Origin of the sequence: Roseovarius atlanticus (assembly GCF_019802205.1) — a bacterium.
GTDB classification, from domain to species: Bacteria; Pseudomonadota; Alphaproteobacteria; order Rhodobacterales; family Rhodobacteraceae; genus Roseovarius; species Roseovarius atlanticus_A.
The window spans coordinates 794,968-820,860 of sequence record NZ_JAHVHQ010000003.1 but is presented as its reverse complement, the minus strand read 5'-3'; the positions used below and the strand labels follow the sequence as shown (position 1 = coordinate 820,860).

The 25,893-nt window shown below is 65.0% G+C and carries 25 protein-coding genes; 19 read left to right on the top strand and 6 right to left on the bottom strand.

Going from position 1 to position 25,893, the window contains the following annotated elements; all coding sequences use genetic code 11:
- Positions 1-17: 17 nt before the first annotated feature.
- The 3 genes from KUV49_RS09910 to KUV49_RS09900 form a co-directional block, all read right to left on the bottom strand.
- Positions 18-1,118, bottom strand: coding sequence for a porin (locus KUV49_RS09910; RefSeq protein ID WP_222449806.1), 1,101 nt, complete (start codon positions 1,116-1,118; stop codon positions 18-20).
- A gap of 536 nt (positions 1,119-1,654) precedes the next feature.
- The gene (locus tag KUV49_RS09905) at positions 1,655-2,041 is read right to left on the bottom strand and encodes a carboxymuconolactone decarboxylase family protein (protein ID WP_222449805.1); all 387 of its coding nucleotides are present in this window, start codon (positions 2,039-2,041) and stop codon (positions 1,655-1,657) included.
- Positions 2,042-2,056: 15 nt separating this feature from the next.
- Positions 2,057-2,902, bottom strand: coding sequence for an ADP-ribosylglycohydrolase family protein (locus KUV49_RS09900; RefSeq protein ID WP_222449804.1), 846 nt, complete (start codon positions 2,900-2,902; stop codon positions 2,057-2,059).
- 511 nt (positions 2,903-3,413) lie between these two features.
- Between KUV49_RS09900 and KUV49_RS09895 the strand changes: the two genes are divergently transcribed.
- The 3 genes from KUV49_RS09895 to KUV49_RS09885 all read left to right on the top strand — a co-directional run bounded on the left by KUV49_RS09895 (position 3,414) and on the right by KUV49_RS09885 (position 6,127).
- A complete protein-coding gene (locus KUV49_RS09895; RefSeq protein WP_222449803.1) occupies positions 3,414-4,850 on the top strand; it encodes an ammonium transporter in 1,437 nt (478 codons plus the stop codon).
- A gap of 13 nt (positions 4,851-4,863) precedes the next feature.
- Positions 4,864-5,094 carry a hypothetical protein gene (locus KUV49_RS09890; RefSeq protein ID WP_152491995.1) on the top strand — a complete coding sequence of 77 codons (231 nt, stop codon included), beginning with the start codon at positions 4,864-4,866 and terminating at the stop codon, positions 5,092-5,094.
- A 130-nt stretch (positions 5,095-5,224) separates the two neighbouring features.
- A complete protein-coding gene (locus KUV49_RS09885; protein WP_222449802.1) occupies positions 5,225-6,127 on the top strand; it encodes a DMT family transporter in 903 nt (300 codons plus the stop codon).
- 10 nt (positions 6,128-6,137) lie between these two features.
- On the opposite strand, the gene KUV49_RS09880 is transcribed toward KUV49_RS09885, so the two are convergent.
- The 3 genes from KUV49_RS09880 to KUV49_RS09870 form a co-directional block, all read right to left on the bottom strand.
- Positions 6,138-6,488: a hypothetical protein gene (locus KUV49_RS09880; protein ID WP_222449801.1), complete on the bottom strand. Its 351-nt coding sequence runs from the start codon at positions 6,486-6,488 to the stop codon at positions 6,138-6,140.
- Between the two features lie 58 nt (positions 6,489-6,546).
- Positions 6,547-7,863, bottom strand: coding sequence for an NAD(P)/FAD-dependent oxidoreductase (locus KUV49_RS09875; RefSeq protein WP_222449800.1), 1,317 nt, complete (start codon positions 7,861-7,863; stop codon positions 6,547-6,549).
- 100 nt (positions 7,864-7,963) lie between these two features.
- Positions 7,964-9,721, bottom strand: coding sequence for a hypothetical protein (locus KUV49_RS09870; RefSeq protein WP_222449799.1), 1,758 nt, complete (start codon positions 9,719-9,721; stop codon positions 7,964-7,966).
- Between the two features lie 252 nt (positions 9,722-9,973).
- Here KUV49_RS09870 and KUV49_RS09865 point away from each other — a divergent pair, with 252 nt between their 5' ends.
- From KUV49_RS09865 to KUV49_RS09795, 16 genes are all read left to right on the top strand, one after another.
- Positions 9,974-10,999, top strand: coding sequence for a glycosyltransferase family 2 protein (locus KUV49_RS09865; protein WP_222449798.1), 1,026 nt, complete (start codon positions 9,974-9,976; stop codon positions 10,997-10,999).
- Complete coding sequence (locus KUV49_RS09860; RefSeq protein WP_222449797.1) at positions 10,996-11,397, top strand: GtrA family protein; 402 nt, start codon at positions 10,996-10,998, stop codon at positions 11,395-11,397. The genes KUV49_RS09865 and KUV49_RS09860 overlap by 4 nt, the downstream gene beginning before the upstream one ends.
- Positions 11,398-11,782: 385 nt before the next feature.
- Complete coding sequence (acs, locus tag KUV49_RS09855) at positions 11,783-13,747, top strand: acetate--CoA ligase (protein ID WP_410000768.1); 1,965 nt, start codon at positions 11,783-11,785, stop codon at positions 13,745-13,747.
- Between the two features lie 2 nt (positions 13,748-13,749).
- The gene (locus tag KUV49_RS09850; protein WP_222449795.1) at positions 13,750-14,436 is read left to right on the top strand and encodes an adenylate kinase; all 687 of its coding nucleotides are present in this window, start codon (positions 13,750-13,752) and stop codon (positions 14,434-14,436) included.
- A gap of 63 nt (positions 14,437-14,499) precedes the next feature.
- Entirely contained in the window at positions 14,500-14,760 is a 261-nt protein-coding gene (locus tag KUV49_RS09845) for a DUF4212 domain-containing protein (protein WP_222449794.1), read from the top strand.
- 4 nt (positions 14,761-14,764) lie between these two features.
- Entirely contained in the window at positions 14,765-16,549 is a 1,785-nt protein-coding gene (locus tag KUV49_RS09840; protein ID WP_222449793.1) for a sodium:solute symporter family protein, read from the top strand.
- Between the two features lie 106 nt (positions 16,550-16,655).
- Positions 16,656-18,476 (top strand): DUF294 nucleotidyltransferase-like domain-containing protein, encoded by a 1,821-nt coding sequence (locus KUV49_RS09835; protein ID WP_222449792.1) that lies wholly within the window; start codon positions 16,656-16,658, stop codon positions 18,474-18,476.
- A gap of 4 nt (positions 18,477-18,480) precedes the next feature.
- Positions 18,481-18,999 carry a hypothetical protein gene (locus KUV49_RS09830; protein WP_222449791.1) on the top strand — a complete coding sequence of 173 codons (519 nt, stop codon included), beginning with the start codon at positions 18,481-18,483 and terminating at the stop codon, positions 18,997-18,999.
- Position 19,000: 1 nt separating this feature from the next.
- Positions 19,001-20,422: a 3'-5' exonuclease gene (locus KUV49_RS09825; protein WP_222449790.1), complete on the top strand. Its 1,422-nt coding sequence runs from the start codon at positions 19,001-19,003 to the stop codon at positions 20,420-20,422.
- 74 nt (positions 20,423-20,496) lie between these two features.
- Complete coding sequence (locus KUV49_RS09820; RefSeq protein ID WP_222449789.1) at positions 20,497-21,273, top strand: cobalamin-binding protein; 777 nt, start codon at positions 20,497-20,499, stop codon at positions 21,271-21,273.
- On the top strand, positions 21,270-21,392 hold the full coding sequence (locus KUV49_RS21485; protein WP_261391142.1) for a hypothetical protein: 123 nt from the start codon (positions 21,270-21,272) through the stop codon (positions 21,390-21,392). Before KUV49_RS09820 ends, KUV49_RS21485 begins: the two co-directional genes overlap by 4 nt.
- 43 nt (positions 21,393-21,435) lie before the next feature.
- Positions 21,436-22,065 carry a paraquat-inducible protein A gene (locus KUV49_RS09815; RefSeq protein WP_152491981.1) on the top strand — a complete coding sequence of 210 codons (630 nt, stop codon included), beginning with the start codon at positions 21,436-21,438 and terminating at the stop codon, positions 22,063-22,065.
- Positions 22,035-22,715 (top strand): paraquat-inducible protein A, encoded by a 681-nt coding sequence (locus tag KUV49_RS09810; protein WP_222449788.1) that lies wholly within the window; start codon positions 22,035-22,037, stop codon positions 22,713-22,715. Before KUV49_RS09815 ends, KUV49_RS09810 begins: the two co-directional genes overlap by 31 nt.
- On the top strand, positions 22,715-24,799 hold the full coding sequence (locus KUV49_RS09805) for an MlaD family protein (protein ID WP_222449787.1): 2,085 nt from the start codon (positions 22,715-22,717) through the stop codon (positions 24,797-24,799). Before KUV49_RS09810 ends, KUV49_RS09805 begins: the two co-directional genes overlap by 1 nt.
- 2 nt (positions 24,800-24,801) lie before the next feature.
- Entirely contained in the window at positions 24,802-25,371 is a 570-nt protein-coding gene (locus tag KUV49_RS09800) for a membrane integrity-associated transporter subunit PqiC (protein WP_222449786.1), read from the top strand.
- Positions 25,372-25,666: 295 nt separating this feature from the next.
- Positions 25,667-25,891, top strand: coding sequence for a hypothetical protein (locus tag KUV49_RS09795; protein WP_222449785.1), 225 nt, complete (start codon positions 25,667-25,669; stop codon positions 25,889-25,891).
- Positions 25,892-25,893 lie beyond the last annotated feature (2 nt).

Genomic DNA, 25,893 nt, shown 5'->3' with positions numbered 1-25,893 from the left:
ACTCGTTCAAGCTAAGCTTAGAAGCTCAGGTTGATCGCGGTGCCGATTGCGGTGCCGTCGATGTCGCCGTTCACGAGCGAGTCGTTGCGGGTTTCACCGTACAGCAGGTAGGTCGTCCAGCTGACGCCCGGTCCCAGGTCCCGGTTAGCTGCGAGCTTGTAGTACTCGTAGTGGTCGTCGAGACCGCCACCGTCGTTGATCTCACCGATGTAGGCTTCGAGGCCAAAGGTCCAGGGACCGGCGGCGTCGTATGCCACACCAACGCTGTAACCTTCTTGGTCGGTGACGCCACCGGCAAGGCCGTTGTCGTTCTCAGCATATGCTGCACCGAAGGTGAAGCCGCTGAAGCCAACTTGGAAGCCAACGCCCCAGGTTTCGGGATCCGATTGACCAACGTTCGTTTGGTCACCAGTACCCCAACGAGCTGCCAGGGTGATATCGGTGGTGCCGAAAGACTGGCTGTAGTTCACGCCGATGTCGAAAATGTCGACGAGACCGGAGTTGGCGTTGCGAGTGATCGGCGCGATGTTAGCAGCGTTGCCAGCACCTGACGGTGCATACGAGATACCCGCGGTGAAGCCGCTGAAGCTCGGCGTGTAGTAAGTGATACGCGCGACGTCGTTGTTGCCTGCGACCTCAGTGTAGGACGACAGACCGGCTTGACGGAACTGACCACCTGCGAACCCGGTGAACGGGATGAACGCGGAGGCGGACGGCGAGTTGATCGCCATGGAGCCGACTTGCGGTGCGCCAACCATCATCTTGTAACCGGCGGAGTTTTCAAAACCGGCGTCGATGCGGCCAAACGTGTCGCTCGAGATCGACATGTACGCTTCGTCGATACCGTCTGTACCACCACCGCTGTTCAGAGCTTCCATCTGAACGTTGATGCCGAACGTCATGCCGTTGTCCAGCGTGATGTTCGGGGTGAAGATGATTTCGGCGTTCGTGAACATCTGGATGCCATCGAAGTCAGCAGCACCAGGGGTGCTGACGTCGGTGTAAGCGATGTGCTGTTGGAAGAAACCACCCCAATCCAGGTTCCAGTCCTGGGCCGAGGCAGGGGCAGCAGCGACGCCGAGGGCGATTGCGCTGGTGCAGAGAAGTTGCTTTTTCAAGGTTATCCCTCCTTAAAGCAGGAAAGTTACAAGTTCCACCGCCCCCGATCCAGGACACGGCTTGGGAGGATGAATGCTGTAAATGCCCCCTCGCTGTCAACGAACCGCCCCCGGTGCGCCGTGTTGTTGGACGCTCTGTGACGTATTTCACACACAGATCTTTGCGGCACTTCGCAAAACCCGCTGAAAACTTCGATTTTCCACGTTTTTTAAGGGTTTCCCGCAACCTTCGGCTGCACCAGGCGGGCTGAGGGTTCGGCTTTCCGGGGCCGCGCGGCGACTCGCCGGACCGGGTATTGCGCGACTCGGCGCGGCGGCGCGACATTTCCGTCACACTGCCTCCGCGCGTCCGGGGCCTCGTGTCCTCGGGCCGCGCCCACGACACCAGCCCCGCGATCAACGACAGGCCGTTCCGGCAGCTGCGCCATCACGATCGGACCGGGTTCGCGCCCCCTTGCGGGGGACCGCACAGCATGGCGCGCGGGCCAGGGCTCCGCCGTCCCCACGCGGGACCGCCTGTAAAGACGGCCTTGTCCTCACAGACCCCGTTCTTGCAGCACCTTGCGCGCGTGGCGAAAGCATTCCAGTCCCTGCGGCACGCCGCAATAGATCGCCACGACATGAACGATGGCGCGAATCTCCTCCTTGGTGACGCCATTGTTCAGCGCCCCGCGACAGTGGATCTCGAATTCGTTCATCTTGCCCAGTGCCCCGATCATGCTCAGGTTCATCATGCTCCGGGTCTTGGCGTCGATCACCTCGTCGCCCCAGCCGAATCCCCAGCACCAGGCGGTCATCGCCTCCTGGAACGGCCGGGTGAACTCGTCCGCGGCGGCAAGGTTCTTTTCCACGTACTCGGCCCCCAGCGTGGCCTTCCTCTGCTCCAGCCCTTTCAGAAACAGGCCCTCATCGAACAGGCTCATCGACTTTCCTTTCCGTTACAGGTCGATCGGGCGCAGGGCATACAGGTCCTGCGCCGCAGTTTTGATCTTGTCATGGTCGTAAAGGCGCGCGCGCCACTCCTCGGGGATACCGCCATAGCCGTAAAGACGCCCGGCCATCTGCCCCACCACGGCGCCCACCGTGTCGGCGTCGCCACCAAGGTTCACGCCGGCCAGTACGACGTCGCGGAACGTATCCCCCTGCGTCAGCGCCCAGAACGCCGCGTGCAGCGTGTGCACCACGTAGCCGCTGGCCTCGTCCGGTGGCGCCTCCGGGCGCGGCAAAAGGCTTCGGTCCCCCGTCACCAGGAACTCCGCCATGTTCGCCGCCGCCCGCTGGCACAGCGGGCTGGCGTGGGTCAGGCGGCTTTGCAGCCGCGCCACCGCCATCGCGCTTTCCTTCGCCGCGCCGTAGGCGATCACCACCGGCGCCAACCGCATGATGCCGCCGTTGCCACTCGTTTCGTCCTCCACCGACCCGGCATAGGGGTTCCCTGTCTGCTGAAACCGGGTCAGGGCCGCGTCGGTCTGCATGCCGATATCGAAACACACCCGCGTCGACGACAGATAGCCGTTGTCGCGCCAGTTCACGAAGCGCTTCATCGCATCTTCGGCATCCCAGCCATTGGCCGAGCGCAACATCTGCGCCAAACACATCGCCATCGAGGTGTCATCGGTCCACTTGCCGGGGGCGAGGTTGAACGGCCCGCCGCCCACCATGTCCGTGATCGGCGCGAAGGTGCCGCGTTCGCGGAATTCCAGCGTCGTTCCGACCGCGTCGCCCACGGCCAGCCCCACCAGCATCCCCACGGCTTCATCTTCGCTGAACAGCTTTTGCGTCATGGCCGGGGAGCCTCGCCGACACAAGGTTCGCTTATTGACTGTCGCAATCCCGTCATGCCGCCTCCCTGTCACACAGGACATACCCGTATTGGTGACCGGCGCTGCGGGAACGTGCAAGCCCCCTGCCCCCGGCATCGCTAAAAAGACGGGGCCTCATCGTTCCCCGACAGCGGAACCGATTCCGCGCACCCTGCGCGGTGTAACCGATCACATCGGTGCCACCCAAAAACAGCGCCGCATGGCATGACGCGACCGAACGAATTCCGAGGCTGCAAACCAGCGCCTCCCAACAGATTTTCTTTCTTCACGGGAAATTTTTATTCACTAGGTGATTTTTTTAATAGCAAAATGCCCAATAATTACGCATCCTGCCTTTATCCGGCCGGTCAAAAAGTCAGGCCCCACCGGACATCGGCCCCGTTCAAGAGCGGCCGGCAAATGAAATAGGTGCACCCGCCGGCGCCACCCTCCTGTCGCCTTACGGGTCGCACCACACTGGGAGGACAGTAAATTGGATACCGATATCGGTGCACTTACGGTGATCTTCACCGAGTTCTACTATTGGGTGACCGTACCGCTCATGTTCCTGATCCACGTCGGGTTCTGCATGTACGAGGTCGGCGCCAGCCGCCACAAGAACCACATGCATACCGTGATGAAGAACACCATGCTCATGCCGCTGGTGACCATCACCTTCTTCTTCTTCGGGTGGTGGATCTACTTCGCCTTCCCCAACGGCCCCGGCATCACCGGCGGCATCACGCAATCCGACAACGCCGTGCCATGGTCCGAACTGATGGGCACGCACCTTGGCGGCCCCGGACCCGCGCTCGAAAGCGCGCAAGGCTACGGCGCCGAACTGGGCAACGGCTTCTGGAGCCGCCTGAACGGTGTCTTCTGGGCGGCCTTCCTGCTGTTCAGCTGGACGGCGGCCTCGATCGTGTCGGGCGCCACCATCGAACGCATCCGCCCCACCGCCTTCTGGATCCTGGCCGTGGTCATCGGCTCGGGCACCTGGATCATCGACGCGGCCTGGGGCTGGCACCCGGATGGCTGGATGGTCACACAGCTTGGCTATCACGATGCCTACGCGTCGGGCGTGATCCACGCCATCGCCGGCGGCTTCGCGCTCGGCGTGATCGTCGTGCTGGGGCCCAGGATCGGCAAGTTCGCTCCCGACGGCACACCGCGCAACATCAATCCGCACAACAAGTGGCTGGTGACGATCGGGCTCTTCCTGATCTATTGCGGCTTCTGGGGCTTCTACGTCGCCTGCAACGTGCCGATCATCGACCACGGCACGCTGGGCGGCGCGGAAGGCGTGGTGAACTTCACCGCGACAACCATCTACCTCACGCCCACAACCCTGTCGGCCATCGTGTTCAACTTCCTGATGTCGCTCTCGGGTGGGCTTCTGGCCGGCTACGTCGTATCGAAGGGCGAAGCGTTCTGGACCTACTCCGCTGGCCTGGCCGGGGTCATTACGGCCTCTGCCGGCAATGACCTCTATCACCCGATCCAGGCCATGCTGATCGGCGCGGTCGGCGCCGTCTGCGCCTACAAGCTGCACTTCTGGGTCGAACGCCGCTTCAAACTCGACGATCCGGTGGGGGCGGTGGCCGTGCACGGCTACGCAGGCTTCATCGGTCTGGTGATCTGCGGCTTCATGCTCTGGGGCCACCCTGCCACGGCGGCCTATCATGAAACCGTCGCGGTCATCACGCCCTGGGGCCAGTTTGCCGGCGCGATCATCATGTTCGGCGTACTGGGTTTTCTGCCCGCCTTCATCGTGTCCAAGATCCTGATGGGCATGGGCATGCTGCGCGTACCGCCCGCGGTCGAACTCGTCGGGCTCGACATGTCCGAGGAGATTGCCGAGGAAATGGATGCCATAGAGGTGTCCGAAGCCGACATCGCCGAGGCCAAGCGCCTTGGACTGCTGACTTGAGGAGGGTCACGACATGTCAACGACAGCTGTAGAAACCTGGGCAGGTGCGGACCTGTCGCAGATCGGCCCGATCTATCCCATGGTCGGCACCGAGATGATCCTCGTGATCGTCGGCGTCCTGTTCTGGCTTGGGTTCCATGTCCTGCAGGCCAGGATCGAACGCCGTGAGCTCGACGGCGACGAGGCGGCGGCCCGCAGTCCTGAACGCATAAAGCGGGTCTTCGAAGAGGAAGCGCGGGAGTAACACCTCCTCCGCACAGGCTGAACGCCGGCCCCTCTCCGGGCCGGCGTTCTTGCGTTTCGGGACAGACGCAATACCGACGGCACGCCGACGCCTATGGACACCTTCCCGCCCCCCTGCCACTGATCGCGCCATGACAGCCCGCACCGCCCTTCCCGACGACATCCAGAACCGCACGCTGGGGCTTTTCGCCGCCTTCGGCGTCCTGGTGATCTGGTCCGGCTTCATCGTCTTTTCGCGCGCAGGCGTGCAGACAGCGCTGACGCCCGGCGATATCACCGCGCTGCGCTTCATGGTGACCGGAGTGCTGACCCTGCCCGTCGCATGGGCGTGGTGGCCGCGCCACCTGGGCCTCACCCCGATCGTTCTTATCGTGCTCTGCGGCTCCGGTGCGCTTTACGCGATGCTGGTCTACATGGGCCTCAGGTACAGCTCCGCGGCCTATGCGGGCGTTTTCACCAACGGGGCGCTGCCGTTCTTCACCGTGCTGCTGGTCACCGTCTTCACGGGCGCATTGCCCAATCGGCTACAACTGGTCAGCCTCGTGATCGTCACCCTCGGTGCAGTCCTCGTTGCGGTCACCGGCATCCGGACCACCGGCGACGGCGCCGCGCTGGGGATCGTGCTTTTCCTGACCGCTGCGGCGATCCAGTCGATCTATATCTTCGGCGTCCGCCGCTGGCGGCTGACACCTCGACAGGCGCTGGTCGTCATCAACGTGCCCAACGCGATCGTCATTCTGCCGTTGTGGTATTTCCTGCTACCATCCGGCCTGGCGCAGGCCGACACCGGCACGATCTTGTTCCAGGCCGCCTACCAGGGCCTGGGTCCGGGCATCCTCGCCATGGTGTGCTTCGCCATTGCCGCCAACCATCTGGGCCCGACCCACACGGCGGGCTTTTCCGCGGCCGTCCCGGCCTCCGCGGCGCTTCTGGCGATCCCGGTCCTGTCGGAAATTCCCGGACCGCTGGAATGGACCGGCATCGCACTTGTCACGATAGGTCTTCTCATGCTCGTGCGGGCGCGCGAATTTTAGCTCCGGTCGCCTAGGGGCACCCGAACGGCACGAACGTACTGGCCATCCCCTCGTTCATTGTCATCTTCAGCAGGGTGTCGGCCAGCGTCCATTCCTCGGGCGTCATCGGGCATATCTCGACGCGCACGGCACATTGCGCATCTATGAACTGCTGGTTGCTGGTCAGGAATGCCATCCGCAGCCCTTCCGGCCCCTGCAAGGAAATCGCGTCCCGCACGGCCTGCTGGTAAATGTCGCATTTCCGCGTCGTCCAGTCGTCCGCGAACGCCTCCGTCGCCACCCCCTGGCCGGGTCCGGCAACCGCCAGACCCATCAGCCACGCCAGCCAAGGGCGCGCCGGCTTGGTGCATGTGTTTCTCATCGCAACCCCACCTATTGCCGGTGCAGACCCCCGCGCCCGGTCCACGGCGCAAACCGCGTCACGACCGCCGCGCCTGCCATTCCTCGGCCCGGTCCACCCAGTGACGAAAGACAAGGTCCGCGGCTTTCAGGAAATGCGGCCTGTCGAACGGATGCAGCACGTGACGCGGCAGGCGTGTTCTTGCATAGGCCGTCTCGGCGCGCGCATCACCGACGGCCAGCCAGCCCGCCTTGGCGCCCAGATACGGCGCCATCACGGTGCCCGAGCCGCTGAAGCCCATGGCGAAGCAGACGCCGTCATGTTGTCCGACATGCGGCATCTGCGCGAAACTGAACCCGGTATAGCCGCTCCAGACATGGCTCAGCTTCGCCTCCGCCAGCTCGGGCCAGACCTCCACCATCGTCTGCCGTTGCCTTTGCGCCGCGATGTGCAACGGCACGTCCCGCATGGCCGCCCGTCCGCCGAAAAGCACCCGTTTGCCATCGGGCGATATCCTGAAATAGCTGTGCCGCGCGCGGGTTTCGACCATCATGCGCCGTCCGGGCGCAAGGTGCCCGATCAGGTTCTCGGGCAGCTCTTCTGTCGCAATGAGGAAGCTCGGCAGCGGAAACACGCGCCGGAGGTGCCATTGGAAAGGCCGCGTCGTATAGCCGTTGGTCGCCAATACAACCTTCTCGGACCGGATCGGGCCCTTGGGTGTCTGCGCCACCAGTCGCGTGCCCTCCCGCGTCATTGCTTCGACCCGCGCGTGGCTGACGACGGGCACACCGCGCCGTCGAACCGCCTCCAGCATACCGCGATGATACTTCGCCGGATGCAACGCCCCGTGCTGCGGAAAGAGAAGACCGCCGTGATAGAGACCCGTGTCGATCTCGCGCCCCAGATCGGACCGCTCGACCAGTTCCACCTCCACCCGGCTTTTCTCGCGCACCTTGTCGGCCAGCCGCTTCTGCCCGTCGAAATGCGCGCGCGTGTAGGCCAGTTGCACCCGGCCCGTGACCTCGAAATCGCACTGGATGTTCTCGTGCTCGATGAACGCCTTCGCCCAGTCCAGCGCGGGCGCCGCCTCGGCCAGCAGGTCGTCGGCCACATCGGCGCCGAAGGCCGCCGCCATCTTGTCCCAGCTCAACCGGGGATGCGCCCCGACCATGCCGCCATTGCGGCTCGAGGCCCCCTCGCCCGGAATACCCGCCTCGGCCACGACCACCCTGGCACCGCTGTCATGCGCCGCGATGGCCGCCGACAGCCCGGTATATCCCGCGCCGATGACCAGCACGTCGCAATGATCGGGCAAGCCGTCCTCGGTGGCTTCGGGCTCCACGGCCTCCCACCACCACGGACGGCCCGGGGCCGCTTCGCCTGTCCATTCCGTCATGATCTTGCTCCTGTCGCTGGCGACAGAATGACCGGACCATGGTCAGCGTCAAGCCATGTTGCCGACATCCACCGCATCATTGCCGACCGCCATCCGCCTTTCAGCGCTCCACCCTCAGCAAAACAAGCTCCGGCGCGGGGCCGTCCACCGGCACCAGCCCCTCGGCCGCAAGCCCCCCGGCCAGCTGCGTGGCAAAGGACGTGCCGTCTCCGTAATGCGCATCCCGGCACAACAACAGGTGGTCCGCGCCAGTACGCTCCAGCGCGGCACGCAGGGTTTGTTCATCGCCATCGAACGGCACGGCACCGTTCGCGATGGCGTCCGCGCTGCGGTGATAGGGTCCAGCCAACGCCGCGTGGCCGGTCAGCAGCAACAGCGGCGGCCCATAGCTGCTGGAACTCAGGATTACACCCTCGGGCACCGAGTTCAGGCTGCGCAGGATGTCGGGTCGTCGGCACGCATCCGCATCCACAGATTGCCCGCCAGAGGCCGTCATCGTGGCGCCTGCACCGCCACCGCCATGCGCCAGGCCATGCAGCGTCGGCGTCATCAGGGTCAGCACCACCGCCAACAGCGCCGGCACCGACCCCAGCCGCCCGAAATGGCCTTCCCTTCCCCACTCCAGCAACGTTGCAACGACGACCCCGACCAACATCGGTATCGCCGCCGCACCCATCAATACAAGCCGGATCTGGAACAACGCGCCGATCACGCCAAGCCAACCAAAAAGCAGCAACACGCCCAACCTCGCCGGTGTCCCGGCGCCGGTCCTGCCCCGCAGGCTCTGCCAGCCCCAGATCAGGCTGCCCAGCAGCACGGCCATCGCCGCGGGTGCCACGAACCGGAACCCCAGGCCATTGGCCTCCCACAGGTATGGCAAGGTCGGACGCGCCTCGATGATCCGGCCGGTTATCAGGTCCTGCACCTCTTGCGGCAGGCTGTCATAGGGTCCGCTTGCGCAGGGGCCTATCAGGGGGCTCAAGGCGATGATCCCGGCCGCCGCCAGCACCACCAGCAGCCCCACGCGCAACGCCAGGTTCGGCAGGCGCGGCGACACGATCACCACACCGATGCAAATCGCCGCGCCCGCCCATGCCAGCGCCAGATAGGGCAAGGACAGCTCGTCGCATCGCGGCACCAGCCATCCGCCCGGCGCCGTTTGCCCCATGAAGAACAGCGTCGCCCCCCCGGCCAGCGCCAGGCAGAAGCCGGCCAAATGCCGCGCCGCGCCGTCCTGAAAAATCATCGCCCGCACCGTCAGGACCAGCCCGGCCAGGGCGATCGTTATCATGGTTTCCAGCCCCACAGCCAGCGACAGCGCCGCGGCAAGGCCTCCCACTATGCCGCTTCGCATCGAAGGAGCCGGCCAAAGCACGCTGATCAGCATCAGCGTCGTCAGCAGGATTTGCACGTTGTGATGGTCGATGCGTGCGGGCGCGAAATAGGTCAGCCCCGTGGGCGGCCACAGCAGCACCGCCACCACCGCCACGAGCGCCGCCATATCTCCGAAAAGCCGCCGCGCCGCCAGGCCTGTGAGCACGATCAGCGCCACGAACAGCATTGTCGGCCAAGCCACCAGCGCTACCGCCGCCGCCTGCGCCTCGGTCATCACCAGCGACAGGGGCCGGATAATTGCCGCGATCCCAAGGTCGACATAGCGCGACCAGTGCATGTCCAGCCCCTCGGGCGGCAACATCCGGTATTGCGTGGTGTCGTACCACGCCTGTCCGGCCAGCCAGTCGCGCACCATCAGGAAGCGCATGATGTCGTCGTTGTCCGAAACAGTCAGGGTGTCTATCGGCGCCATCCCGGTCGCCACCGCCCGGAACACGACCATGCAGACCGCCAGCAGCAGCACGATTGCGAATAACCTGCTCTCTCTCGCCGTGTCCTGCATCCCTCGGCCTTTCTTTTCTTGTTTTGGTCACTAACCCGACGAAGCCCCGACCGCGCAAGCCTTAATGCCCGGCGGGGCGCAACACCGTCCGAAGGTGTTTCCCCTGCGCCAGAGCATTGTTTCGATTAACCTCACAAATCCGCAGATTTGCCGCATTTTAGCCTGTTTCACCGGCTTTTCTGCATCCCGAAACCGACCGCAAGAGCGCCGCCCATGTCCGTCCTTTTTCCCAGCGAATTCAACGCCGATCCGAAAGCCACCGAGGGCTCCGGCCCGCGCGTCGCCGTGCTGATCCCCTGCTTCAACGAGGCGGCGGCCATCGGCACAGTCGTGTGCGACTTCCGCGCCGCCCTTCCGCAGGCCGATATCTACGTCTACGACAACAACTCGTCCGATGGCACCGCCGAGGTCGCCGCCCGCGCCGGCGCGATCGTCCGCCGCGAACCGCGCCAGGGCAAAGGGCACGTGGTGCGCCGCATGTTCGCCGATGTCGAGGCCGACATCTTCGTGATGGTGGACGGCGACGACACCTACGACGCCGCCGCGGCCCCCGCGATGGTGTCCCGGCTGGCGGATGAAGGCCTGGATCTTGTCAACGGCGTGCGGGTTGCCGGAACCGATACCGCCTACCGCCCGGGCCACAAGCTGGGGAACCAGGTCCTCTCAGGCCTCGTCCGCACGATCTTCGGCCGTGGCAGCAGCGACATGCTCTCGGGTTTCCGCGTCTTTTCGCGCCGCTTCGTCAAAACCTTCCCGATGATGTCGCGCGGCTTCGAGATCGAAACCGAACTGACCGTGCACGCGCTCGAGCTCGACATGCCCACCGCCGAGGTGCCGGGCCGCTTCAAGGACCGTCCCGACGGCTCGGAAAGCAAGCTCAACAGCATCCGCGACGGGCTGCGCATCCTCAGCACGATCACCCGGCTGCTGAAACAGGAACGCCCGTTTCTGGTATTCTCGACCATCGCTTCCGTCTTCGCGATAATGTCGCTGACGCTTGCCGGCCCGGTCTTCGCCGAATATTTCGCGACAGGGCTGGTCCCGCGTCTGCCCACCGCCGTGCTGTCGGCCAGCCTGATGATCCTGGCATTCCTGATGGGAGCTGTCGGTCTCATCCTCGATACGGTCACACGCGGACGGCAGGAAGCAAAGCGGATGCAATACCTTTCGGTTCCCGGCGTGCTCGGCCTGCGCGGCGCCCGCCGCGACGACCGCGGGCCCTTGTCCCCCCGCAAATGACACGCCCTGCGCGATCCTTCGCCCGGTTTCTCGCCGTGGGCAGTGCCGGCTTCGCGGTCGACGCCGGCCTGCTATGGGCGCTGATCACCCTGGGCGGCGATCCCTACCTGTTGCGGGCGGTCAGCTTTGCCGTGGCCATGACTGTCACCTGGGCGCTCAACCGGCGCTGGACATTCCGGTCATCGCGTCGGAAATCGCTGCACCAGGAGTATGCCGGCTATGCGGCGGTTCAGGGCGCAGGCATAGCGGTCAACTTCGCCATCTATGCCCTGATCCTGTCCGCGCTCGGCGCCACGGCCGCGACCGCCGTGGTTGCGCTGGCCGGCGGATCAGTGGTCGCGCTCGCGGTCAACTACCTGGGCATGAAGCACCTGGTCTTCCGGACCGCCACCTCCTGAGCCTGTCGCGCGACAGGGGCGGACGGTGCAGTTCCGCCGTGGGACCACAGGTGATTCATCCACCTCTGCCTTCCGTAACCAAGCGCCCTGACAATGTGTCACAGGTTATGGGTGAGCCGTTTCAGGCGGCCGGTTGCACACAACGGCATACCCGCGCCGAAAGGCGCCCAACACTAGAGCGCGGTAAACACTCGAAAATAATCGTTTTTGTAAATTTCTTCTCAAAATATCAGCCGGGGCGGGGAAATTATTTACAAATAAAAGTCAATGATCTTAATGGCTAACTATAAAATTTTACTAAACCCTTTATAACAACGCCAAAGCACGGATTGACTCGACAGGACGGCTGCGAGCGTGTCACGTGCAAAGGAGGAGACAAATGACAATGCAACCGGAAACAGAAACCCAAACCTATCCGCCGAGTTCCGATTTTGTATCCAAGGCCCATGTCGACGCGGCCAAGTATGACGAGATGTACGCGGCCTCGATCAAGGACCCCGAGGCCTTCTGGGGCGCGCAGGGCAAGCGCATCGACTGGATCAAGCCGTACTCCAAGGTGAAGGACGTCGATTACACCTACGGCCAGGTCGCCATCAAGTGGTTCGAGGACGGCACGCTCAACGTTGCCGCCAACTGCATCGACCGGCATTTGAAGGACCGCGCCGACCAGACTGCCATCATCTGGGAACCCGACGATCCCAACGACGACGCCCAGCACATCACCTACCGCCAGCTCCATGCCGAGACCTGCCGCATGGCAAACGTGCTGAAAAACCTCGGCGTCGGAAAGGGCGACCGCGTCGTCCTTTACCTGCCGATGATCCCCGAGGCGGCCTATGCCATGCTCGCCTGCGCTCGCATCGGCGCCATCCACTCCATCGTCTTCGCCGGCTTTTCCCCCGACGCCCTCGGCGCGCGCGTGAATGGCTGCGACGCCAAGCTGGTGATCACCGCCGACACCGCCCCGCGCGGCGGGCGCGTGACCAAGCTCAAGGACAACGTCAACCAGGCGCTCCTGCACGACACCACGGACGTCAAGTGCCTCGTGGTCAAGCGCACCGGCGATCCCATCGCCTGGCGCCGCGACCTCGATTTCTGGCTGCACGAAGAGGCCGAAAAGGTCGAAGACACCTGCGAACCCGCCGAGATGAACGCCGAGGATCCGCTCTTCATCCTCTACACCTCCGGCTCCACCGGCCAGCCCAAGGGCGTCGTGCACACCACCGGCGGCTATCTCGTATACGCCGCCATGACGCACGAGATCACCTTCGATTACCACGAGGGCGACGTCTACTGGTGCACCGCCGATGTGGGCTGGGTCACGGGCCACAGCTACATCGTCTACGGGCCCTTGGCCAACGGGGCGACGACCCTGATGTTCGAGGGCGTGCCGACCTACCCGGATGCCTCCCGCTTCTGGCAGGTCTGCGAGAAGCACAAGGTCAACCAGTTCTACACCGCCCCCACCGCCATCCGCGCGCTCATGGGCCAGGGCGACGAGTACGTCACCAAGTGCGATCTTTCCGACCTCAAGGTGCTCGGCACCGTGGGCGAGCCGATCAACCCCGAGGCCTGGAGCTGGTATCACAACGTGGTCGGCAAGGGCACCTGCCCCATCGTCGACACCTGGTGGCAGACCGAGACCGGCGGCCACCTGATGACCCCCCTGCCCGGCGCCCACGCCACCAAGCCGGGTGCCGCGATGAAGCCCTTCTTCGGGCTGAAGTTCGAGGTGCTCGACCCTGAATCGGGCAAGACGGTGGAGGGCAACCCCGCCGAGGGGGTCCTGTGCATCGCCGACAGCTGGCCGGGGCAGATGCGCACCGTCTGGGGCGATCACGAGCGCTTCATGAACACCTACTTCCAGCAGTACAAGGGCTATTACTTCACCGGCGACGGCTGCCGCCGGGACGAGGACGGCGACTACTGGATCACCGGGCGCGTCGACGACGTGATCAACGTCTCCGGCCACCGCATGGGCACCGCGGAAGTGGAATCCGCCCTCGTCGCCCACGCCAAGGTCTCCGAAGCCGCCGTGGTGGGCTATCCGCATGACATCAAGGGCCAGGGCATCTACTGCTACGTCACGCTGATGGCCGGCGAGGAGCCCTCCGACGCGCTGCGCAAGGAATTGCAGGACTGGGTCCGCCAGGAAATCGGCCCCATCGCCAAGCCCGACCTCATCCAGTGGGCCCCCGGCCTGCCCAAGACCCGCTCCGGCAAGATCATGCGCCGCATCCTCCGCAAGATCGCAGAGGACGACTACGGCGCGCTCGGCGACACCTCCACCCTCGCAGACCCAGACGTCGTCGACGACCTCATCGACAACAGAATGAACCGCGGAGACTGACCATGGACGGCGCGAAGACACCCCAGACCGCCCCGGTCCTAATCCTGCTCGGCCCCCCGGGCGCCGGCAAGGGCACGCAGGCCCGCCTGCTGGAGGAAAAGCACGGGCTCATCCAGCTCTCCACCGGCGACCTTCTGCGCGCCGCCGTCGCCGCAGACACCCCGGCCGGACAGGAGGCGAAGGCCGTCATGGACGCGGGCAACCTCGTCAGCGACGATATCGTCATCGCCATCCTGCGCGACCGCCTGGCCGAACCGGACTGCGCGGGCGGCGTCATCCTCGACGGCTTTCCGCGCACGGCAGTGCAGGCAGAGGCGCTCGATTCCCTGCTGGCTGAAAGCGGGCAAAAGATCGACGCCGCCATCAGCCTCGAGGTGGACGATGCGGCCATGGTCGACCGCATCTCGGGCCGCTTCACCTGCGGCGGCTGCGGCGAGGGCTATCACGACAGCTTCAAGCCCACGGCCAAGCCCGGCATCTGCGACAATTGCGGCGGCACCGACATGAAACGCCGCGCCGACGACAATGCCGAAACGGTGGCGCAACGGCTGGAGTCGTACCACGCCCAGACCGCGCCGCTGATCGACTATTACCAATCCAGGGGCGCGCTTTCGCGCGTGCCCGCCATGGGCGCGATCGAGGACATCGCCGCCCGGCTGGACACCGTCCTGTCGCAACGGGCGGCATGACGAAGCGACGGTCGGGCCGCATGACGCGGCCCGGCCAATTCACTAGGAGGAGGAACCCAAAACATGTCTCTGGACAAAACAAGCGCGCAGTATTGGAAAGCCAATGTGCGTCTCATCCTGATCAGCCTCGTCATCTGGGCGCTGGTCTCTTTCGGGTTCGGGATCGTCCTGCGCCCGCTCATTTCGGGCATCGGGGTCGGCGGCACCGATCTCGGCTTCTGGTTCGCCCAGCAAGGCTCGATCCTCGTCTTCCTGGCGCTGATCTTCTTCTACGCCTGGCGGATGAACAAGCTCGACCGTGAATACGGCGTGGACGAGGAATAACGCCATGGATCAGTTCACACTCAACCTTCTCTTCGTGGGCGCCTCCTTCGCGCTCTACATCGGCATCGCGATCTGGGCCCGCGCGGGTTCGACCGCGGATTTCTACGCCGCCGGTCGCGGCGTGCACCCGGTCACCAACGGGATGGCCACGGCGGCAGACTGGATGTCGGCAGCGTCCTTCATCTCGATGGCGGGCCTCATCGCCTTCACCGGCTATGACAACTCGTCCTTCCTGATGGGCTGGACGGGCGGCTACGTGCTCCTGGCCCTGCTCCTCGCGCCCTACCTGCGCAAGTTCGGCAAGTTCACCGTGTCCGAGTTCATCGGCGACCGCTTCTACTCCAAGACCGCGCGCCTCGTGGCCGTGATCTGCCTGCTGGTGGCCTCCATCACCTACGTGATCGGCCAGATGCAGGGCGTGGGCATCGCCTTTGGCCGGTTCCTCGAGATCGACGCCTTCTGGGGCCTGATGATCGGGGCCTGCGTGGTTTTCGCCTATGCCGTGTTCGGCGGCATGAAGGGCGTGACCTATACCCAGGTGGCGCAATACTGCGTGCTTATCCTGGCCTACACGATCCCGGCCGTGTTCATCTCGCTGCAACTGACGGGCAACCCGATCCCGGCGCTCGGTCTTTTCGGCGACACCTCGGACGGCGAGCCGCTCCTGGCCAAGCTGAACCAGATCGTCACCGACCTCGGCTTTGCCGAATACACGGCGGCGCATGGCTCGACCATCAACATGGTGCTCTTCACCCTGTCGCTGATGATCGGCACCGCCGGTCTGCCCCACGTCATCATGCGGTTCTTTACCGTGCCGCGCGTGTCCGACGCCCGCTGGTCCGCCGGCTGGACGCTGGTCTTCATCGCGCTGCTTTACCTGACGGCCCCGGCCGTGGGCGCGATGGCGCGGCTCAACATCTCGGAACTGATGTGGCCCAACGGCACCGACGGCGCCGCCGTCAGCGTCGAGCAGATCGAAACCTCGCCCGAATACGCCTGGATGGCCACCTGGGAAGCGACCGGCCTCCTCGGCTGGGAGGACAAGAACGGCGACGGCATGATCCAGTACTACAACGATGCCAATGCCGAGCTTCAGGAAAAGGCCGAGGCAAACGGTTGGCAGGGTAACGAGCTCACCAACTTCAACCAGGACATCCTGGTGCTCGCCAACCCGGAAATCGCCAACCTGCCCGGCTGGGTGATCGGTCTCGTGGCCGCCGGTGGTCTTGCCGCCGCGCTTTCCACGGCGGCGGGTCTGCTGCTGGCCATTTCCTCGGCCGTCTCGCACGACCTGCTGAAGGGTCAGCTGACCCCGAACATGTCCGAGAGGTCAGAGCTTATGGCGGCGCGGGTCTCGATGGCCGCGGCGATCGTGGTCGCGGTGCTTCTGGGCCTCAATCCACCGGGCTTTGCCGCCCAGACGGTGGCGCTCGCCTTCGGGCTTGCGGCGGCCTCGATCTTCCCGGCGCTGATGATGGGGATCTTCTCGACCCGCATCAACAATGTCGGCGCGGTCGCGGGCATGCTTGCCGGTCTGGTCGTGACGCTGCTCTACATCTTCCTGCACAAGGGTTGGTTCTTCATTCCCGACACCAACATCTTCACCGATGCCGATCCGCTTCTGGGTCCGGTCAAGTCGACCTCCTTCGGGGCGATCGGTGCGGCGGTCAACTTCGCGGTGGCGTTCTTCGTCGCCAGCATCACGAAAGAGACCCCGCAGGAGATCAAGGACCTCGTCGAAAGCGTCCGCGTCCCCCGTGGCGCCGGTGCCGCCGTCGAAGGCCACTAAGGTCAACGATGGCCCCGCCGCGACACCATGCGGCGGGGCTTTCGCTTCAAATCCGGTCCGGCCCGCGCCACAGTGGACCCGACCACCCCCTCAAGAGGCCTTGACCATGCCCCTTTCGAGCGACCTCACGCAGTTCCTGCGCTCGGTTCACCCCTATGACAGCCTGGATGACAGCGACTTGGAAGACCTGTCCACGCGCTGCGATGCCGCCGATTTTTCCGCCGGCGCGACCGTCTTCAAGCTGGGCGACACCGTTGCCAACCTCTACATCGTCGTCACCGGCGAGATCGAGATCACCGACGAGGCCGACGTCCAGCTGTCCCTGCTCGGCCCCCGTAATTCCTTCGGCGAACGCGCGCTCCTGCGCGAGGATGCCGCCAGCCGCACTGCCACCGCCCGCACCGACGCCACGCTGATCGTGATGCCGGCGGACGCGCTTTTCGCCCTCATCAAGTCCTCCGCCAAGGTCGCCCGCTTCTTCGACCGCCGCCGCCCCGCCCGCGCCGACCGCAAGGACCTCACGACCCTGCGCGTAGCCGACCTGATGACCCGCGATCCGCTCACCTGCACGCCTGCCACCCCGATCCGCGACGCGGCGGCGCAGATGCACGAACACCACATTTCGTCGATCTGCATCACCGAGGGCGACGACCTGCGCGGCATCCTCACCGTGCGCGACATGAACGGAAAGGTCGTGGCTCAAGGCACCGATCCGTCAGCCCCGATCTCCAGCATCATGACCGAAACACCTTTGACGCTCGGCCCCGATGCGCTCGGCACCGATGTGCTGCACCTGATGATGGAACGCGGCATCGGCCACGTGCCCATCACCGAGGGCACCCGGCTGGTGGGCATCGTCACGCAGACCGACCTCACCCGCGTGCAGGCCCTGTCGTCCGGCGCGCTGGTGGGCCGCATCGCCCGCGCTGCCGACGCCGCCACCATGGCCCGCGCCACTGCGGAAATCCCGCAACTGCTGGCCCAGCTTGTCGGCTCGGGCAACCGGCATGACGTGGTCACCCGCCTCATCACCGATATCGCCGACACCGTCACCCGCCGCCTGCTGACACTGGCCGAGGCGCAGCTCGGCCCGCCCCCCGTCCCCTATCTCTGGCTCGCCTGCGGGTCTCAGGGCCGTCAAGAACAGACCGGCGTCTCGGACCAGGACAACTGCCTGATCCTTTCGGATGACGTGACCGACGCCGACATGCCCTACTTCACCGGCCTCGCCAATTTCGTCAGCGACGGGCTGGATACCTGCGGCTACTTCTATTGCCCCGGCGACATGATGGCGACCAACCCGCGCTGGTGCCAACCCCTGCGCGTCTGGCGCGGCTATTTCGACGACTGGATCGCGCGCCCCAACCCCGAGGCGCAGATGCTGGCCTCGGTCATGTTCGACCTGCGCCCCATCGGCGGCGACACCACGCTTTTCGACACGCTGCAAACCGACACGCTCGCCAAGGCCGCGAAAAACTCGATCTTCACCGCGCACATGATTTCCAACTCGATCAAGCACCAGCCCCCTCTGGGCCTCTTGCGCGGTCTTGCCACCATCCGGTCGGGCGAACATCGCCGCCGCCTCGACCTCAAGCATAACGGCGTCGTGCCCATAACCGACCTGGGCCGCATCTACGCGCTGCAGGGCCAGTTGCGTCAGGTCAATACCCGCGCGCGGCTGGTCGCCGCACAGGCCGCCGGTCACCTCTCGACGTCGGGCGGTGCCGACCTTCTGGATGCCTACGACCTCATCGCCACAATGCGGCTCGACCACCAGGCGGCACAGGTCAAGGCGGGTGATCTGCCCGACAACTTCCTCGATCCCTCCACCCTCTCGGATTTCGAGCGCAGCCACCTGCGCGACGCCTTCGTCGTGGTCAAGACGATGCAATCCTCGGTATCGTCGGGCAAAGGCATGTTAGGGTAAGCAAATGTTCATAGAACTCCTCGCCACCATTTTCGCGGGCGTCGCCGCCGCCGGTCTTTTGATGATCGTCAATATCGCCCTGGGCCGCCGCCTGCCGCGCTGGCTCACGCCCGTGGCGGCAGGTCTCGGCATGATCGCCGCGACCATCTCCAATGAATACACCTGGTACGACCGCACCGCCGACGCCCTGCCCGAAGGCATGCAGATCGCCGTCACGATCGACGAGCAAAGCTGGATCCGCCCCTGGACCCAGATCTGGCCTTATACCGAACGCTTCGCTGCCGTCGATACCGGCAACGCCCGGCGCAACGCCAATCAGCCCGGCCAGACCATCGCCGACATATACTTCTTCGGCCGCTGGGCGCCGGTCAACAAGGCGCCTGTCCTCTTCGACTGCACCGCCAATCGATCAGCCCTGCTGATCGACGGCGCGGACTTCGCCGAGGATGGCGCCGTCACCGACGCCGACTGGCAACCCCTGCCCGAGGACGACCCGCTTCTCGGTATCGTCTGCGAGACCTGACATGCTCTCCCGCCTCAGCCTCCGCCTGCGCATCTTCCTGTTCTTCTGCTTTCTGGCGATGGGCGCGGTGGCACTGGCCGGCGCAGCGCTCTGGTTCGGCTGGTCGCGGGCCGAGGGCACGCTTCCCGCCACGCCCTTTCTCACCGCCCTCATCGTCTTCGCGCTTTTGAACACCGCGCTTCTGGCGGGTGTCTGGCTGCTGTTCGATGAAAACCTCGCCAAGCCCATCCAGATGCTCTCCGCCAACCTGCGCCTGTGCGCCCATTCAGGCGTCGACAAGGACCTGTGCCCCGAAAGCACGAAATATCTCGGTGATCTCGCCACCGCCGCCGACGCCGTCACCCGCACGCTCAGCGCGGGCGTCATGGACACCGCCGCACAGGTTGCCCGCGAAACCGAACGCCTGCGCACGGAATCCAAGCGCCTGACAGCCTTGCTCACCGAGATCCCCGTCGCCACGATCCTCGTGAACCCGGCCCAGGAAATCGTGCTCTACGACGGACAGGCCGCCGACATCCTCCGCCAAATCGCCCTGCCCCGCCTCAAGGCTCCTCTCGGCGACTATTTCGATGCCGCCAGCCTCGCCGCCGCACAGGACCAACTGAGCCGGACCAATGCCGAAATCTCCACCGAACTGCACGACCACTCCGGCGCCCGGCGCTACAAGGTCCGTCTCAAACCCCTTGGCGAAGGCGGCTACATGCTCCTTCTCGACACCCAGGAAACCGAGGTCGACCCGACCAGGGCCCGCCCGCTGGTCTATGACTTCGACCTTATGGAAACCGCACAGGCCTGCGATATCCGCGACACACCGCTGCGGTCACTCTGCTGTGTTGCATTCGACACCGAAACCACCGGGCTTTCGCCGCAGGACGATCACGTGATCCAACTCGGTGCCGTGCGCATCCTCAATGGGCGCATCGTCGACGGCGAGGTCATCGACACCTATGTCGACCCCAAGCGCCCGATCCCGCCCGCCTCGACGAAAATCCACCGCATCACCGACGACGACGTGCGGAACGCCCCGGATTTCGACACCGTGGGCCGCGATTTCCACCATTTCGCCCGCGACGCCGTGCTTGTCGCCCATAACGCGCCCTTCGACATCGGCTTCTTCCGCCGCGCCGCCGACCGGATGGGGGTCGCGTGGGACCACCCCGTCCTCGACACCGTGCTGCTGTCGGCCGTCGTCTTCGGCACCACCGCCGAACACTCCCTCGACGCCCTCTGCGACCGCCTCGGGATCACCATTCCGCCCGACCTGCGCCACACCGCCCTCGGCGACGCGCAGGCCACGGGCGAGGCGCTGGTGAAACTCATCCCCCTGCTCGAAGGCAAGGGCCTGACCACCTTCGGCCACGTCATAACCGAAACCCGCCGCCACGGCCGCCTGATCCAGGACCTCAACACCTCGCACGGCTGATCCGTGATCCGGATGGACACACCGGCCAACTGTGTTAGCACCGTGCCCGGACCCAACCGCGCGGATCACAGCCCATGAAAACCTTCCCTCCCGAACGCATCGTCTGCCTCACGGAAGAAACCGTCGAGACGCTCTACATCCTGGGCGAACAGGACCGCATCGTCGGCGTCTCGGGCTATGCCGTGCGCCCCAGGGGCGTGCGCCAGGAAAAGCCCCGCGTCTCGGCCTTCACTTCCGCCGACATCCCCAGGATCCTGGCACTTCAGCCCGATCTCGTGCTGACCTTCTCCGACCTTCAGGCCGACATCGCCGCCGAACTGCTGCGCGAAGGCATCGCCGTCATGGGTTACAACCAGCGCGACCTGCACGGCATCCTCGCCATGATCCGCCACCTTGGCGCCACCGTGGGGCAAGAGGCGAAGGCGGCGCAACTGGTCGATCATTACCGCGACCGGCTGGCCCAGGTTGCCGCCAACGCGGCGGGCAAACCCCGCCCGAAAGTCTATTTCGAGGAATGGGATGAGCCGATGATCTCCGGCATCGGCTGGGTCTCGGACCTGATCGAGATCGCCGGCGGGCAGGACGCCTTCCCCGAACTGGCGACCAAGGACAAGGCGCGCGACCGCTTCGTCACCTCCGAACAGGTCATCGCCGCCGCCCCCGACATCATCATCGGCTCGTGGTGCGGCAAGAAGGTCCGCCCAGAGAAGATCGCCGCCCGCCCCGGATGGGACGCCATTCCCGCCGTCCGCGACAATCGCATCCACGAGATCAAGTCGCCCCTCATCCTGCAACCCGGCCCTGCCGCGCTGACCGACGGGCTCGACGCGATCGTGGCGGCTTTGGCGTGACCCGCAAGGCCATCCTGTCAGGGAGGCCCGGCTTTGCCGCGCCGTTGACGCTGCACCGTGGCGCGACCAATCCGCGCGATGGCATGGCCCGCACCGATTTCAGCCTGGCCCGTCCGTGAATTGCCGCTTGCAAACCGTGGCGATACACTAATTATCGTGGTGATGCGCGAAACCTCACTCAATCTCGACGAAGTCATCGTCTGCCCGCAATGCGATGCGGCCTACAGCCTGCGCCGGCCCGAAGCTGGCGAGCGGGCCAAATGCGCGCGGTGCGGCACGGCGCTGATCACGCCCCGGCGCAAGGCCGGGCTCCAGATCATCGCGCTGTCGCTCACCGTGGCGATCCTGATCGTCTCGGCGACGGTCTTTCCCTTTCTGACGATCACGGCCGCGGGCACGTCGAACTCGGTCTCGATCCTGGACGCGGCGCTGGCCTTCAGCGACGGCCCCATGATCGCCCTGGCCCTCGCCACCGCGGCACTGATCGTCTTCATCCCGCTGGCGCGGGTTCTGCTGTCGATGTACGTGCTGATCCCCATCGTGCTCGACCGTCCACCGGCGCGGGGCGCGACGCAGGCCTTTCGCCTCTCCGAGGCGATGCGCCCGTGGTCCATGGCCGAAATTTTCGCCATCGGCTGCGCGGTGGCCCTGGTCAAGATCACGGACCTGGCCGATGTCGGCTTCGGGCCCGCCTTCTGGATGTTTTGCGCCCTGGTTTTTCTCGTAGTCGTTCAGGATAATTTCCTGTGCAGGTGGTCGGTATGGAACTCGCTGGACAAACCCAAGACATAAAGAGCGCCCGAGAACTGGGCCTCGTCGCCTGCACCCGCTGCACCAAGGTCTGGCCTGCCGGAACCGAATTCTGCGGCCGGTGCGGCAAGCCCCTGCAATCGCGCGACACCGGCAGCCTGCAACGGGTCTGGGCGTTCTGGATCGTCGGTTTCCTGTGCTATATCCCGGCCAACATGTACCCGATGTTGCAAACCCGCACGCTTCTGACCGTGCAGGAAGACACCATCGTGGGCGGCGCGATCGAGCTTTTCCACTACGGGTCTCCCGGTATCGCGCTCATCATCCTGATCGCCAGTGTCGCCATCCCCGTGGCCAAGTTCCTGGCCATCGCCTTTCTGGCCATCTCGGTCCTGCGTGTCTCCAGCATCTCCATGCACCAGCGGCAGCTGCTCTACGAAGTCGTTGAATACATTGGGCGTTGGTCGATGATCGACATATTCGTGGTTGCCATCATGTCCTCCTTGGTGCAGTTGAATACCCTGGCGGCCATCAATCCCGGCCGCGCCAGTTTGTTTTTTGCGCTTTCGGTGATTTTCACGATGCTCTCTGCCCAAGCCTTTGACAGTCGCATGATCTGGGATGTCCAATCCCGCGAAGCGGACGCTCTGGATGATCACACCGGCGCAGACACCACGGACCGGACCGCCTGATGAGTGAGACACCGCCCCCCGTTCAGGTCGAGAAACAGAGCAAGCCGCGGCTCAGCCGTGTCTCGATCGTGTGGATCATCCCGCTGCTCGCCATCGTGATCGCCCTTGCCGTCGCCTGGCAGACCTACAGCGAGCGTGGCCCCGTGATCGAGATCGTGTTCGAGAACGGCGCCGGCATCGCCGAGCGCGAAACCGAACTGCGCTATCGCGACGTGGCCGTCGGCATTGTCGAGGAGGTCCGCTTTTCCAAGGACCTCGAGGCGGTCGTGGCCGCCGTCCGCGTCGACAAGGACGTGGCCGACTTCATCGACGTGTCCGCCAGTTTCTGGATCGTCCGCCCCGAGGTCACGGCACGCGGGGTGACGGGGCTCGATACCGTCCTGTCGGGCGTCTACATCGAGGGCACGTGGGACAGCAAGCCGGGCACGCCTCAGACCCGCTTCGACGGGCTTGCCGACGCGCCGCTCTTCCGGGCCGGCGGCGGTGGCCTCGAGATCGTGCTGCGGACCACGCCTGAGGGAAAGATGACCGATGACAGCCCGATCACCTTCCGCGGCATCGAAGTGGGCCGCGTCGGCAAGGCCAGCATCTCTCCACAGGGCAACTACGCCGTGGCCGAGGCCCTGATCTACGAAGAGCACACCCGCCTCATCTCCAGCGCCAGCCGCTTCTGGGAAACCTCGGGCTTTACCTTTTCCGTCGGCCCCCAGGGCGCCGAGATCGACTTTTCCTCGCTCGCCACGCTGGTCAGCGGCGGTCTGACCTTCGACACGTTCGTGTCAGGCGGCGATCCCGTCGCCAACGGCACCGTCTTCGAGGTCTACGCGTCCGAAGCCGAGGCCCGCAACAGCCTCTTCCAGGCCAGCGAGGTCGAGACATTGGAAGTTCGCGTCGTGTTCGACGAGAACGTGTCCGGCCTTGCCGTCGACGCCCCGGTCGAGATCAACGGGCTCAAGATCGGCGAGGTGCAGAACGTCCTCGGCGTCATCGACGAAGAGCAATTCGGCGACAGCCGCGTGCGCCTCAGTGTCGTGATGGCGATCCAGCCCGCCCGCCTCGGGCTGCAAGACGATGTCACGCCGGAAGCCGCCCGCGCCTTCCTGCAAGAGCGGATCGAAAACGGCCTGCGTGCCCGTCTGACCAATGCCAGCATCCTGACCGGCGGGCTCAAGGTCGACCTCACCCAGGTCGACGAGGCCGAGCCCGTGACACCCGACACGTCCCAGGGCGGCCTGCTGAACATTCCGACCACGGAAAGCGACATCATCGACGCCGCCGCCACGGTCGAGGGCGTGGTCACCCGCATCAACAACCTGCCGATCGAGGAACTTCTCGGAAGCGCGATCGACTTTCTCGACAGCGCCCAGGCCCTGGTGGCCAACGAGGATCTCCAGGAAACTCCCGGTGAGGTGCGTGCGATTCTGTCCGAGATTCGCGGCATCGTCGCCTCCGAGGAAGTGAAGAACATTCCCGTCGCCCTCAACGCGTCCGCCACCCGGCTCGAGTCGCTGCTGGCGGATATCGAGGAATCCGAACTGGCGGACCGCCTCGTCGCCGCCGTCGATGCCGCCGCGGAGGCCGCCACCGGGATCAGCACCTCGGTCGAGGGCATTCCCGCGCTCGTCGAACAGATTCAGGCCGTGGCCGCCAAGGCCGAGTCGCTTCCGGTCGAGGAACTGGCCAACCAGCTGACCGAACTGGCCGCCTCGGCCGAGGCCATTCTCGACACCGACGCCGCACGCCAGCTGCCCGCCGACCTGGGCGCGGCCCTGAACGAGATCAACGCCACCCTGGCCGAACTGCGCGAGGGCGGCGCGGTCGAGAACCTGAACGCCACGCTCGGCTCGGCCCGCGACGCCGCCGATGCGGTGGCCACCTCGGCCGAGGACCTGCCGGCATTGGTCGAGCGTCTCGGCAATGTCCTGAACCAGGCCAGCGTGACGATCGCCGGCTACAACAAGGGCGACACGCTCAGCCGCGAGGCCCAGGCCGCCCTGCGGGACATCTCGCAGGCAGCGGACGCCCTGACGTCGCTGGCCAGAATGCTGGAACGCAACCCCAGCGCGCTAATCCGAGGAAGATGACCATGATCCGTATTCGACCCTTCGCCCTTGCCGCCATGACCGCGCTTGCCGCCGCCTGTGGCGGCCCCTCCGCCGATCTTTACCCGGTGGCCGCGCCCCAGGTCGCCGACACGATCCGCATCTCGTTCCGGACGGTCGAGGTGCGCGAGGTGTCGCTGCCCGCCTATGCCGCGGCCGATGAAATCGCGGTCGAGGATGAGGACGGCAAGCTTGTGACCGACGCGAATGCCCGCTGGGCGGACGCGCCGGAACGCGCCGTGGCGCTCGAGATCGCGCGCAACCTTGCGCGGCTGTCCGGCGCCCGTGTCGCGTCCGAGCCCTGGCCGTTCGAGGAACTGCCCGAGGCGCGGCTCGAAGTGCGCTTCGAAAGCCTGGTTGCGGGGGCCGATGGCAACTTCCGCGGATCGGGTCAGTATTTCGTCGGCGTCCTCGACGGCCGCCGCGAACGCTCGGGCATCTTCGAGCTTGCGGTGCCCTATGATCTCGAGGGCGGCACCCCCGCGCTTGCCCGCGCCCGAGGCCAGCTCGTCCTCGACGTCTCCCGCGTCATCGCCCGCGAGGGCCTGCGATAACAGCGACTCGATCGACAGACGCCAACCCGGTGGCTCGGACCGGACCGCCGGGTACCCGTGCGCTGCGGGCCGAGGGAAGGTTCGGATGCGAAGGAAACCCACGTCCTGAATAGCCTGAAGCGGCCCAAGTCGGTCTTGATCGGGAGAATGGTGCCCCCACACGGACTCGAACCGCGGACCTACTGATTACAAATCATGAAGAAACCGAATGATATCAAGCGGATAGTGAATTCGTCCGCGAGATACATTCTGTTTTCTATCAACGACTTGGAAATCGGGAAGAGAGGATCCCCCAATGAGCGACTACAATTTTGACGTGGACATCTTGCGCGGACAGATGGCGCGTGTGCTGTCCGACAATGAAGAGCAATTTGCCTTCGTTATCACCGAAGCGATATCGAAAATCGACATTTCGGAAGCTATCGAGCTTGGCCAGCTGGGGGATGACGCAGACGCGGACACCGCTATTGCAAACTTGCGCGCCTTGGCCGACGCGATCGAAGCCGGTCAGCTGAGCTAGGT